Origin of the sequence: Streptomyces avermitilis MA-4680 = NBRC 14893 (genome assembly GCF_000009765.2) — a bacterium.
Taxonomy (GTDB): domain Bacteria; phylum Actinomycetota; class Actinomycetes; order Streptomycetales; family Streptomycetaceae; genus Streptomyces; species Streptomyces avermitilis.
Genome location: NC_003155.5, coordinates 1,460,021 through 1,475,850 on the forward strand (window position 1 = coordinate 1,460,021; position 15,830 = coordinate 1,475,850).

Here is a 15,830-nt window from a genome sequence, read left to right on the forward strand (position 1 = left end):
TGCGATGCCGGCCAGTACCGTATCCGCGGCCTTACCAGGCCACGGGCAGCTCGATCGGGAAGCGTCGGATCGTCTCCGTGTCCCAGCGCACTTCCTCCGGCGGTACGGCCAGCCGCAACTCCGGGAACCGCTCCAGCAACCGCCCGATGGCCACTTCCAGCTCCGCCATGGCCAGCGGCACGGCGATGCACCGGTGTCCGCCCCAGCCGAAGGTCATGTGCGGCAGGGACGGCCGGTCCGGGTCGATGGCGTCCGGGTCCGGGTAGCGCTCCGGGTCACGGTTCGCCGTCAGGTACGACACATGGACGAAGTCACCCGCCCGGATCTTCACCCCGTCCACCTCCGCGTCCTCCACCGCCACCCGGGGAATGCCGACCCCCTTGCGGAAGGGAATGAAGCGGAGCATCTCGTTCAGGACGGCGGTCAGCGTGTCCGGCCGGCTCCTGAGGTGCTTCATCAGCTCGGGACGGGTGAGGAGGAGATAGCAGATGTTGCTGATCTGGCAGGTGGCCGTGTCGTGCCCGCTGAGCATCAGCGTCAGCGCCATGACCGCCAGTTCCTGGTCGTCGAGTACGTCCTCGCCGTCCTTGGCGGCGGCCAACGCGCTGATCAGGTCGTTCCCGGGGGAGCTCCGCCGCTTTTCGACCAGTCCGCCGAAGTACTCCCGCAGCTCGGATTTGGCCGTCGCGGCGCTCTGGCGGCTGTCCGGGCCGGTGGAGAGCAGTTGGTGCACGTACTGCTCCATCCGGGGCCAGTCGTCCTGTTCGATCCCGAGAACGTCGCAGATGGTGTGCTGCGGGAGCCGGTTCGACAAGTGGTGCGCCAGATCCGCCGGCGGCCCCTGCGCGGCCATCTCGTCGAGCAGCGTGTCCGCGAGCCGGACGATTCTCCGTCTCATCCGCTCCACATGCCCCTTGGTGAAGGCCTGCGATACCAGGCGGCGCAGACGGCTGCTGTGCGGCGGGTCCACCACATTGATCGACTCCGGGGAGACGATGGGCTCCGGTGTCAGCCGGGGATAGTCGGAGCCCATGATCCCCGCCCGGCTGAACCGCTGATCGGTGGTCACCTGCCGCACCGCGTCGAACCCGGTGACCAGCCAGGCGTCGGCATCGCCGTACGGCAGCCGGATGCGGGTGATGGAATCGCGGGCCATGAGCTCCGCGAGCGAGGGATCGAACTCCAGGCCCTTGCTGAAGTCGAACGGGCACATGATTGCTTCGTCGCTTGGGGTCATCGCGCTGTTCTCCAGTTCCAGCCGCCTTCATTGATCCATGCATATGCCAATTCCGCGTTGCTTAGACGCCTGGATACCTCCACATGCGCTATTTGGCCCCCGCTGTACCCGATGCCGGAGGACAACGGGCGGGGCACGGGGTCTTCCGGCGATCCCGGTATCGGCGCCACAAGGTGAGGCCGAAGGGACCGCGCGGCTCGGAGACACCGCGGATCCCGCCGCGCCATGACCGTGTGTCCTCGCCGGACCGCACCCAGGAGGAAGCCGCGTACCGCCCGCGCACCCGACGGCCGGCAGCTGTCACCCGGCAGCCGCACCGTGTACGACGTCGTGACGCACCAGCAGGCCGCGATGCCCGAGCAGCCGCTCACGGTGCACCGGGAAGTCGAGGCCGCGCAGGGCGTCCCGGAACGGAAGCCTCACCCGGGAGCCGCCCGGCGAGCGCTCAGGACGCACGTGGGGGCTCTGAACCGAGCGGCTGTCAGCTCAGCTCGCCCTGGAACACCGTGGAACGGCACGCCCGCGCTCACCCGGGGGCACGTTCGGAGCGGCCGCCGAGCCGGGCACCGGCGGCTTCCGCCGGCGGCCCGGCGGCCGCCGCCTCATCCCCCGTGCCGGTACGCGGCGTCAAGGCGCGCCAGCTCGTCGGCCGTGAGCCTGATGGCGCCCGCGGCCACGTTCGCCGCAAGGTGGTCCGGGTTGCCGGTGCCGGGGATGGCCAGCACGTGCGGACCCTGCTGGAGGGTCCACGCCAGCCGCACCTGCGCGGGCGTGGCCTCGTGCGCCCGCGCGACGGCGCGGATCTCGTCGTCCTCGCTGCCGCTGGAGCCCTGCGCACCGCCCTCCCCGGCGATCGCGAAGAACGGCACGAACGCGATGCCCTGTTCGCCGCACATCCGCAGCATCGTGTCGGCCCCGGCATCCGGCGAGTGGAGCCCGTACTGGTTCTGCACGCACACCACCGGCGCGATCGCCTGCGCCTCGGCGAGGTGCCGGGGTTCCACGCAGGAGATGCCGAGGTGCCGGATCAGACCTGCTTCGCGCAGTTCGGCGAGCGCCCCGAAGTGCTCGGCGATCGAGTCCTGCCGCATACGCCGGAGGTTCACCACGTCGAGGTGGTCGCGGCCGAGCTGGCGCAGGTTCTCCTCGACATGGCCGCGCAGTTGGTCGGGGCGGGCCGCGGTGCCCCACTCCCCCGTGTAGTCCCGGTACGGGCCGACCTTCGTGACGATCACCAGGTCGTCCGGGTACGGCGCCAGCGCACTGTTGATCAACTCGTTCGCGGAGCGCAGCGAGGAGAAGTAGAAGGCGGCCGTGTCGATGTGGTTGACGCCGAGTTCGAGCGCCCGCCGCAGCACCGTGACCGACCGTTCGCGGTCACTTGGTGTGCCGAGGTGGAAGGCGGCACTGCCCGTCAGCCGCATCGCGCCGAAGCCGACGCGGTTGACGGACAGGTCGCCGAGTTTCCAGGTGCCCGCGGCCTCCGCGGTGATCGTTTCCGAGGTCATCCGGGGAGTGTGGCACACGGGCCCGCAGCCCGACGGGCGTGCTTTACGGATACGTGTATGTGTTCAGGGTGTCCACGGCCGACGTCGGGTTGCCCAGGTCATAGCGGTCCACGGCGAGGAAGTTGGGCTTCTTCCGGGCCGCCGGCCGGCAGAACCGCTGGGCGCGGTCGGCGAGTTTGGTGTTGTCCGTCGTGGCCGTGGAGGCGATCGCCGCGTCGCGGAAGTGGTTCATGACGAAGAGCGGGCGGAAGGCGGATTCGGTGTACGTCAGCGGGATGTTGGTGTCGGCGCCGTACCAGCGGCTGTAGCAGGACCAGTCGGAGGAGCCGAGGCCCGACCCCATGGACCAGTAGTTCTCGACCGTCCACTCCCGCTGGTACATCACCCCGAAGCTGTCCCGGGTGAGCCCGGCGGACTCGTCGGAGGAGCGGCTGTGGTCCGTGAAGATCAGCAGCCGGTGGTTGGCGGCGATCAGGTCCGCCATCCTGGGCCAGCCGCTTTGCCGCACACCCGTCCGGTCGGGCCGGTACAGCACGTCGGACAGTCCGCTGACGCGGGCGAGTTCACTGCGCAGGACGCCCGGGTCGACGTAGTCCTCGAGAAACACGGTGACGACCTGGTCGGGGTGCTGCTTGAGGAAGTCCACCATGCGCTGGATGTCGACCCAGAGGGCGACCGGTTTGCTGACCAGGGTGCAGCTGTTGTGGCAGAGGATCGCGCCGTCCGAGGTCTGATGGATGTCCATCATGAATCCGCGTACGCCGTCGGTCAGTTGCTGGTTGATGCCGCGCGTCTGGTTGGGCACCAGGTTGACGAAGGGCGGTGCGAAACCGCCGTCCACGCCGTTGGCGTACGCGTTGTGGGCGGTGAGGAACGTGACCTGGTCCAGGGTGCGTTGGTCAGGGGACGGCATGGGGTTGACCGAGGGGGTGACCGGGGTCAGGTACCAGGAGGCCAGACTCCCCGCCGAACCGATGGCCAACTGGGCGGGGTAGTTCGACCCGGAGGGTTTCGCGCCGACGGTCAGATGACGGTCGGTTCCCGGCGCCTTGAGCGTGTACTGGTCGGTACCGGCCGGGGTGATCTCCCAGGCCGCGTCGGCGCTGGTGCACACGACCGTTCTGGCCTGGTCGCCGGAACGGCCGAGGCAGCTGCCGGCTGTGTCGGTACTCTCCAGCAGGTACGCGGATCCGCTCGTCCGCAGATTCCACTGCTGGTGGTCCTCGTTGCCCTTCGGGTTGTGCTGTTCGACTGCTCCCGCGTTGTCGGCGGCGTTGAGACCGGTGACGGCACTCTGAACGAAGTAGGCACCGCCGGTGGGGACTTGGGCGGACACGGCGGGGGTGGGGACGGCGACGACGACGGCCAGCGCGGCGGTCGTGGCGGTCGCGGCGAGCAAGGCGCGGGGGGTTCGCATCACTGTCACGATGCCCTTCATCGGGATCGACGGTCAGGTGCATGACATCATGGCCGTTGCGGCCGCCGGGCGGGAGACCTGGTAGTGGCTGATGTATCGGCCGACCATCCGCCGGCCGGATTCCCGGCCCCCCGGGGCCGCCACCCCGCTGCTCCATCACGGCCACCGCGGCGACTGCGGCCACCACCAGGCACCGGGTCCCCGCACCCCCGGCCGGCGTGGGACGCACCGTCCCCGGACCGCAGGCCGCACCGGCGGACACCCCGCCCGCACGCCCACCGCCCGCCGCTGACGCAGCCGGGCTAGAGTCGGTCACGTACGAGAAGCACCTTTTTTCCCGGACATCGCGCCGGTCTCCCGCCGGTCCCAAGGCCCGCCCCCACAAGCGGCCGCGCGCCCCGGCCAGGCCGGCTACTCAGTGAGGTGTCGCCACCGACGCCTCTGACGTGGAGCCCTTCATGACTACACCGCGGGATTTGTTGATCGTCGCCATGGACGTGGGGTCCAGCCGTTATGTGGAGCCGGGCGATCTGTCGCTCGCCCTCGCGGGAGCCGAGGTGATCGATCTCCTCGGCGCCGGGGCCCTCACCCTGGAGGGCGATCGCATCGTGTCGAACAACCAGTGGACACTGGGTGATCGCCTGCTGGACGAGGCCGCGTCGTCACTCGTTCGGCAGCCGCCCCACGAGCCGGTCGAGGACTGGCTGTGGCGCCGGGGCCGCGGCCTGTCCCAGGCATATCTGGCCGCCCTGGAGACGGAAGGACAAGTCGCCCGGCAACCCGGCCGCTGGCTCCCCGTCCGGACCGGCCGCACGGCACTGGTCGACTCACCCGCCCGGCGCCACGCCGCCGACCGCTGGGCATCGGGCGAGCCCGTCCTGGCCGTCCTCGCGGCCGCCGCCGGAATCCACGACCTGCCGACCGAGGACTCCCCGAGCATCGCCGACGAGGCGGTCGTGACGGTGCTCGCCGCCGTCAACGACGCGGTGATGGAGCTGGAAGCCGTACGCCAGCGGCGATCCATCGAAGAAGCGGCCTTCGACAACATCTGGCGAGGCCCCTGACACGAGGCACGGACGCACGGTGAGCCGTGCCCCTCACCGAGCTCCTCCCGTCACCGAGCTCCTCCCGTCATGCGGGGCAGGTATTTACTGGAGGCCGAACAATCACGCTCGGAATAATCGCTCCATACCCCGCGTGCCCCTCAAGAAAGCAACCCCCCGATGCGCCGGCTGCGCTTTCTGCCTCGACATGCACGCGAAGGACGCCCGCTCCCGGCTTCACCGAACGCGAGCGTGCCGCACTGGCGTCGACCGAGGCTGTGACCCTGGTGCACGACGGACACGTACCGGACGACGTGTACGCGGAGGCCGCCCGGGTTTCTTCGACGAGGCACAGCTCGCGGTGCCGAGCAAACAGCTGAGTGTGAATATCGAATTCCCGCCGGGTCGAATTCACCAGTGCCGACCCGGCGCGCTCCTCCGTATATCCCGTGGACTCGGTCGGGATATCTCACGGAATCAGTCAGGCAGCGGCTCCAGGATGCCGTCCAGCCATTCCCGCCATTCCGGGGCACGCACAGCGAACCCGGCGTTCATCGGCCGGCCCGTCCATTCCACCACGGGCCGAATTCCGTGCAGAGCGTTCACCAGCCACACCTCACGGCCGGCCAGCTCCGCCGGCGTCCGCTCGCGGTGCGCGAGCCGGATCCCCGTCCTCAGGGCCCGCTCCTGGACAAGGCCGACGGTGACCCCGGCCAGGACCGGCAGCTGCGGCGGTGGCATGCAGAGGGTGTCGTCCTCCCACCACAGGATGCTGGAGTTCGCCGCTTCCAGCACCACCCCGGAGGGCGTGATCAGCACGGCCTCCTCCGCCCCCTGCCCGCCGGCCCGCAGCCGCACCCGGCCCAGGGCGTCCAGATCCGGGCCCTTGCGCCGGGGCACGGTCCGCGGATCGGGCTGCCCGGCCGCCCACACCCGCACCTCGGTGGCGAGAGGCGGCGCGTGCCTGAGCAGTAGCCTCAGCTGGAGGGATCCTCTGACCAGCTCGACCCGCGGGAACCACGTCCCCGCCCGTGGCAGGACCGCCGTCATCTCCCGCCAGAATGCGGTGAGTTGATCGAGCGGCGGCGCACCGCACTCGGCGCAGGCGCGCCGAAAACGCTCACGGTGGCGGTCGAAGCCGCGCACCAGTCCGTCGCGCAGCAGCCACGAGTCCGCGGCCAGCAGCCGGGTGTCGGCCGCCAGACCACGGGTCAGTCCGCTGTCCGGGTTCCAGGCCAACAGGCCCTCCGCGATTGCCGGTTGTGTCACCGTGGCTCCTCTCAGTTCTTTCGGCCGGCGCTCGCCGGCGAGCCGTTCCTTGGTCCGCGAACTCCCCGACCCGCCGTCGCCGTCCCGTTCGCGACGGTCTTCGCCGCGGCCGCGGCGTCGGCGGTGCCGCTGTTCATGCCGCGCGCGCCGAACGGCGGGAAGAGGTGGGCCGCCTCACCCGGCCGGCACGGTGTGGCCGAGGTCGGTCCCGAGGCCGGGGTGGATGCCCAGCGGCCGGTCCAGGGTGCCGAAGACGGCTCCGTGACGGTCTGCGGCCTGCCGGAACACCGGTCCCGGACAAGAACCGGGGCCGGCGAAGAGGGGCTGTGACATGGGCCCGTTCCTTATCCGCGGTGGGCGCGGACGCCGGTGCGTCCACGGTCACCACGCGCCCTGGCGGACGAGGTGGCGGCGGAGCTTCCCGGTGGCGGTACGCGGCAGCGTGGGTACGAAGCTGACGCTGCGGGGGACCTGGACCGCGGCCAGGTTGTCGCGGGCCAGGCAGACCAGGTCGGCCTCAAGACCTACGGGTATCGGAGTGACGGGCACGACGAAGGCCCGGAGCCTGCCCGCGCCGCGCGCGTCGGTGACGGCCGCGACCGCGATCTCCCTGACCGCCGGATGAGTCCCCAGCAGGGCCTCCACCTCCAGCGGGGAGACGGTGCTGCCGCCGACCGTCTCCATGTCGTCGGTCCGGCCGAGGTGCCGGTAGGTGCCGTCCGGTTCCCGACGGGCCCGGTCCCGGGTGGCGAGCCAGCCGCCGACGAGGGTGCGGTCCGTCTCCTCGGGCAGGTTCAGATAGCCGGGCGTCAACGAAGGTCCGCGTACCCACAGTTCACCCTCCTCGCCCGCCCCCACGGGGCGCCCCGAGCGGTCCCGCAGCTCCACCTCGAAGCCGGGCACCGGGCGGCCGACGGTCCCCGGGTGATGGTGGTCGAAGCTGTTGGCGCAGAACGCGTGCCCGGCCTCGGTGGAGCCGAGCTGCTCCAGAACGGGCGCGCCGAGCAGCTCGGCGACCTGCTCCGCCAACCCGGCGGGCATGCCCTCGCCGGCCGACACCGCGGCCCGTACGGACGCGAAACACGCCATGTGCCCGACCGCCCGGTCCGCCACGAGGGCGGCGTACGCCGACGGGACGGAGTAGAGCAGGGTCACCCGGTGCCGGGCGACGAGTCCGTCGACGGCCGCGGGGGTCGGGCGCCCGTCGACCAGTACGGCGGAGGAGCCGGAGAACAGCGGGAAGACGAAGGCGTTGCCGAACCCGTAGGCGAAGAACAGCTTGGACACCGAGAGGGTGACGTCGTCCGCGGTGATCCGCAGCAGCCGTCGGCCGATGAGTTCGTGGTAAGTCCCCGGGTCGCCGTGACAGTGGACGACGCCCTTGGGTCTGCCCGTAGTACCGGAGGTGTACTGGATGTACAGCGGGGTGCGCGGCCCGACCGGGTGGGCGTCGGCGGCGGGCGAGGCGGTGCCGGCGAGCGCGACCAGCTGATCGGCGCCCAGCCGCCGCCGGTGCGCGAAGCGTCTCTCCAGCCCCGGTCCGGTCACGCACAGCGCGGCCTCGGCGTCGTCGGCCATGAACTCGTGCTCGGCCGGGGTGAGTTCGGGGTTGACGGGGACCGCGACGGCGCCGAGACGGGCGGTGGCGAGGAAAGCCGTCACCCAGGCGAGGGAGTCGGGCAGCGCGAGCAGTACCCGGTCGCCCGGGCGGACTCCGTGCTCGGCGAGCACGGTGGCCGTGCGGGCCGCGAGGTCGTGCACCTCGCCGTGGGTCCAGACCTGGTGGCCCTGGCGGAACGCGGGGCGCCCGGTCCAGCCACGGCGCTCGGCCCGGCCGGCGAGTACGGCCGCGAGGTTGTCGGACGTGCCCGCTTCGGCCGGACTCAGGGTGGGCAGCGGCGCCCTCATCGGACCGCCTCCTTCAGCGGGAGCGTGCGGGCGGCGGGCCGCAGGCCGGCGATCCGGTCGCGGTGGGCGCGCATCGGTGCGGCCGTCTTCAGCAGCATCTCGTCGTACTCGCCGACCGGATCGGAGCCGAGGACGATCGCACCGCCCGCGCCGAGGTGCATCTCCCCGTCGGTGAACACGGCCGTGCGGCTGGCGATGGCGAGGTCCGCGCCCCCACTGCACCCGAAGTAGCCGATGGCTCCGGAGTACACCCCGCGGGCCTCGGTCTCCAGCGAGTCGATGATCTCCATCGTGCGCAGTTTCGGCGCCCCGGTCACCGAACCTCCGGGGAAGCAGACACGTACGCAGTCCACCGCTCCGATGCCCTCGCGCAGCCGCCCCTCGACGGTGGAGACCAACTGGTGCACGGTGGCGCACGTCTCGGTCGCCATCAGGCGGGTGACCTTCACCGTCCCGGTCCGGCAGACCCGGCCCAGGTCGTTGCGGAGCAGGTCGACGATCACCAGGTTCTCCGCGCGGGTCTTGTCGTCCGTGGTGAGCGCGTCCCGTAGCCGGGCGTCCTCCTCCGGCCGCTCGCCGCGGGGCGCGGTGCCCTTGACGGGTCTGGCCTCGGCGACGCCGTCGCGGGTGATCCGCAGAAAACGCTCGGGGGACGAGCCGGCCACATCGAGGTCACCGAACCGCAGATAGGCCGCGTACGGCGCCGGGTCGAGACGACGCAGTACCCGGTAGAAGTCGTAGGGGTCGTACGGGGCGGGCAGCCTGGCCGCGTTGGTCAGACAGATCTCGTAACTGGTGCCGTCCTTGAGTTCCCGCTTGCAGGTCCCGATGTCCGCGAGGTAGGTCGTACGGTCGCGGACCAGCCACGGCTCCACGGCATCGAGGCGGGGTGCCGTCGGCCGCGGCGGGGCGGTCGGCTTGGCCGAGGACACGAAACTGAGCTGGGCCATCGCCGCGTCGAGCCAGTCGGCCGCTTGCTGTGCGCCCTGCCGGGTGTTCTCGGCGAGACAGACGGCGTAGGTGGCTCCGTCCTGATGGTCCACTGCGATCAGCCGGTCGGCGAACAGCCAGCAGGCGTCGGGAGTTCGGGCCCGATGACGGTTGACGGAACCGCAGTCGGCCTTCACCTCGTAGCCGAAGTAGCCCACATACCCGCCGGTGAAGTCGAACGGCAGTCCCGTGGCATCCACCTGACGGGTCACCAACTGCCGTTTCAGGTAGTCGAAGACGCTGGCCCTGACCTTGCGCACGGGCCGCCCGGGCCGCTCGATCTCACAGAGGCCGCTCTCGACGTCGTACCGTACGAACTCGGCCAGCGGTCCGGTGCCGTCACCGAAGAACGAGAAACGGGACTGTCCCTCCTCGACCCGGGAGCTGTCGAGCCAGAACGCGCGGGGCGCGTCGGTGTACATCCGGGTGAAGGCCGCCTCGGCGTCCACGGCCACGTCGATCCGCCGGGTGTGAAGGCGGTGGGACGGGGCCACGCGACGGGGCCGGGGGACCAGCACGGCGGGTGCTGCCCCGGCCCCCTCGGCGCTTGGGGACGGGGGCCGCACGGGGGGCTCGGTCGTGCGCGTTCCGGACGTACGGGCCTTGGCCGTGCGAGTCTCGCGGGCGCGGGAGGCCGTCAGCTCGCGGAAGTTCACGAACATCCGGTGGCCGAACTCGGTGAGGACGGACTCCGGGTGGAACTGCACCCCCCACAGCGGCCGGGAGCGGTGCCGCAGTCCCATCAGCACGCCGTCCTCCGCCCAGGCGGTGGGCTCCAGGCTCAGTGGCAGCGGTTCCCGTACCGACAGGGAGTGGTAGCGGACCGCGGTGAACTGCTGGGGCAGGCCCTCGAACAGGTCCTGGCCGTTGTGCCGGACGGTGGACAGATGGCCGTGGCGGGGCTCCGGTGCCGGGGTCACCCAGGCCCGCTCCCCCGCCGCGATGCCCTGGTGGCCGAGGCAGACGCCCAGCACGGGCACGGGGGCCGCGGCGAGCAGCTCGCCGACGATGCCGAAGTCACGTCTCTTCGCGGGGTGTCCGGGCCCCGGCGACACCACCACGTTGGCGAAATCCCGGAGATCCGGAATGTCGTCCGGCGGGGCGTCATTGAGGACGACCACCGGCTCCTCGCCGTTCACCTCGGCGATCAGCTGGAACAGGTTGTACGTGTACGAGTCGTAATTGTCGATGAGCAGGGTCTTCACCCGCCCACCTCCCTTTGTTCGTTCTCAGCCTTGCGCAGTCCACCGTTCGGGCCGGCCAGGAATGCCTGAAGCGACGGAGTGCGGATGAGAGAATTGAGGCTGCCAAGACAGGGGAGCACGGCCAGGTTGAAGAGAAGTACCGGCGGGAAAACCGTGCTCACATCGACGAACCGCAGTTTCCATTTCGGTGGCGGACGCGGTGCGGCCGGGGTGACGGTCCCCGAGTCGAACCAGGCCGTCGAGCCGTGCACAATCCGGTCCCCGGCCTCCCGGGCGAGCTCGTCCGCGCGGGCCGACCACTGGATTCCGGTGACCGAGGCGTCCCAGTCCCGGGCGGAACCACCGCAGCCGAAGCGGTAGACCACATGCCACTCCGCCCCTCCCCCGACCAGCACGCCACCACCGAGAAACCCTGACTGTCCCGCGCTCGCCCACAGAAGGGCCCACCCCCAGGAGTGGAAGCCTGACTCACGGCCCGGCACCACGTGATACGCCCCGGCGACGGTAACGGAATTCCTGGTCACCCCTTCGGATACGAGACAAGGGCGCCGCCTGTTCAACTCTCAATAGAATCCTTTCACAACAGCCCGGAACGCACGATTTGCCGGATTTTCACGCATCTTCATATCTTTTGTCACACGCTACTTCGGGTAACTTGAGAAAACTTCCGAAACCGCTTACTGAGAGGAATCGAGCGGACCCGCATCGCACTCGAACCGGACCGCGAAAACGTAACTGTTCATCCGGTTTCAACGGCACATAAAAAGCCCTGACGCACGGCGACACTCATTTCGGCCGGAGCGAGTTCGGCGTCCCGGGTATGCCGTACTTCCGGTTGCGAGCGGGCACCCCGCGTGAGTGACTTGGCGTGCTTTTCTCATCACGCAAAGACAAGGAAGTGCCATGTCCCCCGACTCAGCGGACAGGGCTACGGCTCGCGCCGTCTGGTCCGACTTCTGTGCGGTCTCACCCAGCCCGGAACTGCGGGACCGGCTGCGGAGCGATCTCCAACGCATACGTGAGACCAACACCGGACTCGCCGCCCACATAGCGCCGGCCCGTACCCCTCGCCGGCCCGGCTTCGACGACGGCACGATCATTCCCCCCGAGGAGTTCCCCGCCGGAACTCCCGCGGCCAGAATCCGCGCCGCCGCCGCCGAGCGCGCCCCACTGCGGGGGACCGTCCGGGTGATCGTGGTCCTGGTGGACTTCCCCGACAAGGAGCTGACGGCCACCGCCCAGCACTTCAGGGACCTCTTCTTCTCGGAGAACACGCTGGAACACGGCAGCGTGCGGGACTACTTCAAAGAGGTCACCCACGGCCTGGTCAGCATCTCGGGCGAGGTCGTCGGCCCGGTCACGCTGCCGCACACACTCGCCTGGTACGCCAACAACAACTTCGGGATCGGCCGTCCCTCCGGTGAGGCCCGGGCCAACATCATGGCCAGGGACGCCGCCATCCAGGCCGACCCGTCGATCAACTACGCCCCGTACGACAACGACGGCAACGGTTTCGTCGACGCCTTCGTCCTCGTGCACGCGGGCGAAGGCGGCGAGGTCACCGGTGAGCCCGGCGATCTGTGGTCCCACAAGTGGACCCTGCCCAAGCCCTACCCCTCGGACGGCGCCAAGATCTACGGCTACCTCACCATCCCGGAGGACGCCAAGATCGGCGTCTGCGCGCACGAGCTCGGCCACCTTCTCTTCGGCTTCCCCGACCTCTACGACATCGACGGCACCTCCGAAGGAGTCGGCGACTGGTGCCTCATGAGCGGGGGTTCATGGGGTGGAGGCGGCGACATCCCCGTCCATCCCTCCGCCTGGTGCAAGGCCCAACAGCAGTGGGTCTCCACCCAGCGCGTCACAACCGACGGAACGCTGGCGCTGCCTGATGTGAAGAACGGCTTCGAGGTGCACCAGCTGTGGAAGCGCGGCGCCCCGGGCCGCGAGTACTTCCTGCTGGAGAACCGGCAGCAGACCGGCTACGACAGGTCCCTGCCCGCCCCGGGGCTGCTCATCTGGCACGTGGACGAGAACCAGCCCGACAACAGCGACGAGAACCACTACAAGGTGGGGCTCGTACAGGCCGACGGCTGTCGCGCCCTGGAACAGGGAGGCAACCGCGGCGACGAGGGCGACCCCTACCCGGGAAGCACGGGCAACACCGCCTTCACCAATGGCAGCGATCCGTCCTCCCACTCCTACGCCGGAGCCGAGACCGGGGTGTCCATCACCGGCGTCTCGGCACCCGGTGAGGTGATGACGGCCCACGTGTCACTGGCCCCCAGCCCGACCGAGCGCATGACCACCGAGCGCATGACGGCCGAGCGCATGACAGCGGCAGCAGGCACCGGCGCCCGGGCCGAGACCACCCCCGAACTCGCCGGCGAGATCCTGGAGATACAGGCCCGGCTGGCGGCGATGGAGCAAGACCTCGCGAGCATCGCCTCCAAGGTCCTCACTCCCCTCGTCCACACGGGGATGCAGTCCGACGCGGCCCAGATGACGGCGGCACACGGCAACGGCCGACCGATACCGCAGTAATCCATGGTGCAGGCGATCGAGAACCTGACCACCTTGCGAATCCGCCTGATCAGCAGGGCCCCGCACCCCCGGCTCGCCGAATGGGACCAGGTGGCGGCCGACATCCTCGATGCCGACCCGGTGCGGGGCTACGCCGACCTGCTGTCGCACCGTGTGGGCGGGCGCGTGGAGCTGGCGATACGCCGCGACCTCCTCGACGGCGCGGCTCCCGGTGCGGTCATCCGGCTGCGGGCCAAGCTCGCCGCCGGCGAGATCGTGGCCGAACCGCACCCGCCACCTGGGGAGTTCACCATCACGCCCGCGACGCCGTGACGGACCTGACGAGGGTGGCACTCGCCCAACGCCCACTGGCGATACTCGGCATCGCGCGTACATGACCACGAACCGGACGATGACGCCGCTCGGGGTTGTGCCGATCCCGGCGCGCATCGTGACCCGCCGACATTCGACGCGCATGGCTGGCCGAATGTCCGCGATCGAAAACCTGGCGAGGTCGCGGAAGGCTCAAGGATGTGCCCGGAATTCTGGTCCCCTATCGGCCGACCGGCGCGATACACCCGGATGGGTCAAGAACTGGTTTTCGAGTTTCGCGTAAATTTTCGACGGGAACCTATTTGTCGCAGTTCATGACGATAGACCGGAGGAGCCCATGTCCCAGAAGGATTCCGTCGAGGTGGAACCGACGACCGACGCGGACGAGGAAACGCTGGACCGTGCGCTGGCTTCCGGCGCGGTCGCCGACACGTCCGGGTCCGAGGTGAGTACGAGCAATTCGCGCCCCGGCGGCGGGCCAGGGATCGCCGGACGGCCCGATGGCCGCCCGGTCGCCCGCAAGCACCCGGCTTCAGGATAAAGGAGGCGCCATGTCCCTGAATCTCAAGAACAACTACCACCAACCGGTCTGGGCGATGGTCGAATGGCACCACCCGAACTGCTCCGACGGCGGAGACTGGATGAAGAAGGGCTGGTGGAAAATCGGCCCCGGGCAGACCTCGACCGTTTTCGGCGATGACGTCCACGCGGTGAACCCGATCTGGTACTGCTACGCGCACTCGAGCGACGGTCTCGAATGGCGGGACCGCTTTCAGGAACTCGTTCCGACCCATGCCTTCGAGTGGTGTTCGAACACCGCCGACACGAGTTCGCGGACGATCCTCATGAACGAGTTCGTCGTGAGCCGCCCGAACCACGTGCACACGTTTTTGGCGCCGTAGCGGTCAGGCCGCCGCGCGCGTGAGGCGGAGGGTCGCCGTGACCGTGGTCAGGCCGCGCATCATGCTCAGCTGGTTCCAGCCCATGCCGAACTGGTCGCGGTCCGCGGTGAACTCGGCCGCCAGCGTGATCGCGTCGGAGTCCGCCCGCGTGACGCGCGCCGTGAACGACTGGGGCCGGCTGATGCCGCGCACGGTCAGCTGGCCGGCCACCTGAACAGTGTCGCCCGGGCCGGCTTCGGCGGTGCGTACGGCGAACGTGATCTCGGGGTGGTTCTCGACATCGAAGAAGTCGGCGGAGCGCAGATGCGTGTCGCGCTTGGCGTTCTTCGTGTCGAGGGAAGCGGCCTCCAGGGTGATCGTGCCGTGGGCGGTGCCGTCGGGCTCGACCTCACCCTGACCGCTGATCGAGGTGAAGGCGCCCTTGACGGTGACCAGACCCCACATCGTCTTGTGCCGGACGGCGACGGTGGAGGCGGTCCGGTCGAGCTGCCACAGGCCGGTTTCGACGGCGAGGGTCATGAGCGTTCTCCTGACAGGAAAGTGGAGGGACCCGGGCAGGGGGTGCCTCGGGCGGACGACCACCATGTCGTCCAATTTTGAATGACTTCACGCTAGCCCATCATCCAAAATTGAACAACCAACTCTTCCAAAATTGGACGACCGGTAGAATCAGGGCCATGGCCGAACCCTCTGCTCCCGCGGACCTGCCCGAGCACGTCCAGACGCCCCAGGACGGGCTGCTGCCGGCCGAACTTCGGGCGTGGATGCTGCTGCTCGCCGCGACCGGCGCGATCGAGCAGCAGCTGCGCGCCGTCGTCAAAGACGCCCTCGGGATCTCCCACGACGAGTTCCTGGTGCTGTGCCTGCTCGCGGACCAGCCCGGCAGCGGCCTGCGCATGACGCGGATCGCGGAACTTCTGGGCCGCCCCAAGACCCGGCTGACCTACCAGGTCGCCTGCCTCCAGCACGCGGGCCTGGTCACTCGGCAGTCGGTGTGCGGCGACAAGCGCGGGGTCCAGGTCACCCTCACCGACAAGGCGCGTCGCGCGCTCAGCGAGGCCTCCGTACCGATGGCCGACGCCGTCAGCGAGGCCCTCGCCCGTACCATCGGCCCCGCCCAGCGCGAAGCGATGTACGGCCTGCTGCCCACCGATTCCTGCCCGCCCGACGACGCGTGAGCCGCACGCCCGAAGCGTGACCGGCGCACAGCCCGCACAGTCCTGCGGCGCCGCTGGGCGGCTCGGAATCAGAAGCCGGGGAGCACCCGGCGCGGGTCGTCCGGGGCCGGACCGTCACCCGTGAAGGACACGGTGCGCCGAGGACGGCGTCGGGCCGGGCCGGATCGCCGTTGGTGAGCGCGACCGGGTCGCCCGCTTCACGGCGGTCACGTGTCACACGGCGGCCTGGAACGACCGCTCGGCAAAGCCCGTCGACGCGGCGCGTTCGGCCACGTCACCCCAGGCCGGCGCGTGGGCGGCCCGGCCGTCGAAGCAGG

15 protein-coding genes and 2 pseudogenes are annotated in these 15,830 nt (G+C 69.9%); 7 read left to right on the forward strand and 10 right to left on the reverse strand.

Features of this window, described 5'->3' with window-relative positions:
- Positions 1 to 31 precede the first annotated feature (31 nt).
- The 4 genes from SAVERM_RS06340 to SAVERM_RS06350 all read right to left on the reverse strand — a co-directional run bounded on the left by SAVERM_RS06340 (position 32) and on the right by SAVERM_RS06350 (position 4,162).
- Positions 32 to 1,237 carry a cytochrome P450 gene (locus SAVERM_RS06340; RefSeq protein WP_010982609.1) on the reverse strand — a complete coding sequence of 402 codons (1,206 nt, stop codon included), beginning with the start codon at positions 1,235 to 1,237 and terminating at the stop codon, positions 32 to 34.
- Between the two features lie 300 nt (positions 1,238 to 1,537).
- Positions 1,538 to 1,693: a hypothetical protein gene (locus SAVERM_RS42690; protein WP_154696721.1), complete on the reverse strand. Its 156-nt coding sequence runs from the start codon at positions 1,691 to 1,693 to the stop codon at positions 1,538 to 1,540.
- A 146-nt stretch (positions 1,694 to 1,839) separates the two neighbouring features.
- The gene (locus SAVERM_RS06345) at positions 1,840 to 2,745 is read right to left on the reverse strand and encodes an oxidoreductase (RefSeq protein WP_037646119.1); all 906 of its coding nucleotides are present in this window, start codon (positions 2,743 to 2,745) and stop codon (positions 1,840 to 1,842) included.
- Positions 2,746 to 2,788: 43 nt separating this feature from the next.
- Positions 2,789 to 4,162 (reverse strand): PI-PLC domain-containing protein, encoded by a 1,374-nt coding sequence (locus SAVERM_RS06350; RefSeq protein WP_037646117.1) that lies wholly within the window; start codon positions 4,160 to 4,162, stop codon positions 2,789 to 2,791.
- A 458-nt stretch (positions 4,163 to 4,620) separates the two neighbouring features.
- On the opposite strand from SAVERM_RS06350, the gene SAVERM_RS06355 reads away from it, so the two are divergent.
- Positions 4,621 to 5,226, forward strand: coding sequence for a GOLPH3/VPS74 family protein (locus SAVERM_RS06355; RefSeq protein ID WP_010982612.1), 606 nt, complete (start codon positions 4,621 to 4,623; stop codon positions 5,224 to 5,226).
- A 166-nt stretch (positions 5,227 to 5,392) separates the two neighbouring features.
- A pseudogene (locus tag SAVERM_RS44545) lies at positions 5,393 to 5,566 on the forward strand (carboxymuconolactone decarboxylase family protein); the annotation flags it as partial.
- 116 nt (positions 5,567 to 5,682) lie between these two features.
- Here SAVERM_RS44545 and SAVERM_RS06360 read toward each other — a convergent pair.
- From SAVERM_RS06360 to SAVERM_RS06375, 5 genes and pseudogenes are all read right to left on the reverse strand, one after another.
- Positions 5,683 to 6,474 carry an aminotransferase class IV gene (locus SAVERM_RS06360; RefSeq protein ID WP_010982613.1) on the reverse strand — a complete coding sequence of 264 codons (792 nt, stop codon included), beginning with the start codon at positions 6,472 to 6,474 and terminating at the stop codon, positions 5,683 to 5,685.
- A gap of 71 nt (positions 6,475 to 6,545) precedes the next feature.
- A pseudogene (locus SAVERM_RS45505) lies at positions 6,546 to 6,653 on the reverse strand (FAD-dependent monooxygenase); the annotation flags it as partial.
- Positions 6,654 to 6,855: 202 nt separating this feature from the next.
- Entirely contained in the window at positions 6,856 to 8,382 is a 1,527-nt protein-coding gene (locus tag SAVERM_RS06365) for an AMP-binding protein (protein WP_010982615.1), read from the reverse strand.
- Positions 8,379 to 10,577 (reverse strand): aminodeoxychorismate synthase, encoded by a 2,199-nt coding sequence (locus SAVERM_RS06370; RefSeq protein WP_010982616.1) that lies wholly within the window; start codon positions 10,575 to 10,577, stop codon positions 8,379 to 8,381. Before SAVERM_RS06370 ends, SAVERM_RS06365 begins: the two co-directional genes overlap by 4 nt.
- Complete coding sequence (locus SAVERM_RS06375; protein ID WP_137865312.1) at positions 10,574 to 10,972, reverse strand: putative antibiotic biosynthesis monooxygenase; 399 nt, start codon at positions 10,970 to 10,972, stop codon at positions 10,574 to 10,576. The genes SAVERM_RS06370 and SAVERM_RS06375 overlap by 4 nt, the downstream gene beginning before the upstream one ends.
- Positions 10,973 to 11,480: 508 nt before the next feature.
- Here SAVERM_RS06375 and SAVERM_RS06380 point away from each other — a divergent pair.
- The 4 genes from SAVERM_RS06380 to SAVERM_RS06395 all read left to right on the forward strand — a co-directional run bounded on the left by SAVERM_RS06380 (position 11,481) and on the right by SAVERM_RS06395 (position 14,335).
- A complete protein-coding gene (locus tag SAVERM_RS06380) occupies positions 11,481 to 13,121 on the forward strand; it encodes a M6 family metalloprotease domain-containing protein (RefSeq protein WP_048894365.1) in 1,641 nt (546 codons plus the stop codon).
- A 3-nt stretch (positions 13,122 to 13,124) separates the two neighbouring features.
- The gene (locus SAVERM_RS06385) at positions 13,125 to 13,433 is read left to right on the forward strand and encodes a hypothetical protein (RefSeq protein WP_010982619.1); all 309 of its coding nucleotides are present in this window, start codon (positions 13,125 to 13,127) and stop codon (positions 13,431 to 13,433) included.
- A gap of 337 nt (positions 13,434 to 13,770) precedes the next feature.
- Complete coding sequence (locus tag SAVERM_RS06390; protein WP_037646113.1) at positions 13,771 to 13,974, forward strand: hypothetical protein; 204 nt, start codon at positions 13,771 to 13,773, stop codon at positions 13,972 to 13,974.
- 10 nt (positions 13,975 to 13,984) lie between these two features.
- A complete protein-coding gene (locus SAVERM_RS06395; RefSeq protein WP_037646111.1) occupies positions 13,985 to 14,335 on the forward strand; it encodes a DUF1036 domain-containing protein in 351 nt (116 codons plus the stop codon).
- A 3-nt stretch (positions 14,336 to 14,338) separates the two neighbouring features.
- Here SAVERM_RS06395 and SAVERM_RS06400 read toward each other — a convergent pair whose 3' ends face one another.
- Complete coding sequence (locus SAVERM_RS06400) at positions 14,339 to 14,854, reverse strand: YceI family protein (protein ID WP_037646109.1); 516 nt, start codon at positions 14,852 to 14,854, stop codon at positions 14,339 to 14,341.
- 158 nt (positions 14,855 to 15,012) lie between these two features.
- On the opposite strand from SAVERM_RS06400, the gene SAVERM_RS06405 reads away from it, so the two are divergent.
- The gene (locus tag SAVERM_RS06405) at positions 15,013 to 15,513 is read left to right on the forward strand and encodes a MarR family winged helix-turn-helix transcriptional regulator (protein ID WP_010982622.1); all 501 of its coding nucleotides are present in this window, start codon (positions 15,013 to 15,015) and stop codon (positions 15,511 to 15,513) included.
- Positions 15,514 to 15,830 lie beyond the last annotated feature (317 nt).

What these genes read in the sequence shown, in the direction of transcription:
- SAVERM_RS06340 (WP_010982609.1), bottom strand. Translation starts at nt 1,237, where the DNA reads ATGACCCCAAGCGACGAAGCAATCATGTGCCCGTTCGACTTCAGCAAG.
- SAVERM_RS06345 (WP_037646119.1), bottom strand. Translation starts at nt 2,745, where the DNA reads ATGACCTCGGAAACGATCACCGCGGAGGCCGCGGGCACCTGGAAACTC.
- SAVERM_RS06350 (WP_037646117.1), bottom strand. Translation starts at nt 4,162, where the DNA reads ATGCGAACCCCCCGCGCCTTGCTCGCCGCGACCGCCACGACCGCCGCG.
- SAVERM_RS06355 (WP_010982612.1), top strand. Translation starts at nt 4,621, where the DNA reads ATGACTACACCGCGGGATTTGTTGATCGTCGCCATGGACGTGGGGTCC.
- SAVERM_RS06365 (WP_010982615.1), bottom strand. Translation starts at nt 8,382, where the DNA reads ATGAGGGCGCCGCTGCCCACCCTGAGTCCGGCCGAAGCGGGCACGTCC.
- SAVERM_RS06380 (WP_048894365.1), top strand. Translation starts at nt 11,481, where the DNA reads ATGTCCCCCGACTCAGCGGACAGGGCTACGGCTCGCGCCGTCTGGTCC.
- SAVERM_RS06385 (WP_010982619.1), top strand. Translation starts at nt 13,125, where the DNA reads ATGGTGCAGGCGATCGAGAACCTGACCACCTTGCGAATCCGCCTGATC.
- SAVERM_RS06390 (WP_037646113.1), top strand. Translation starts at nt 13,771, where the DNA reads ATGTCCCAGAAGGATTCCGTCGAGGTGGAACCGACGACCGACGCGGAC.
- SAVERM_RS06395 (WP_037646111.1), top strand. Translation starts at nt 13,985, where the DNA reads ATGTCCCTGAATCTCAAGAACAACTACCACCAACCGGTCTGGGCGATG.
- SAVERM_RS06400 (WP_037646109.1), bottom strand. Translation starts at nt 14,854, where the DNA reads ATGACCCTCGCCGTCGAAACCGGCCTGTGGCAGCTCGACCGGACCGCC.
- SAVERM_RS06405 (WP_010982622.1), top strand. Translation starts at nt 15,013, where the DNA reads ATGGCCGAACCCTCTGCTCCCGCGGACCTGCCCGAGCACGTCCAGACG.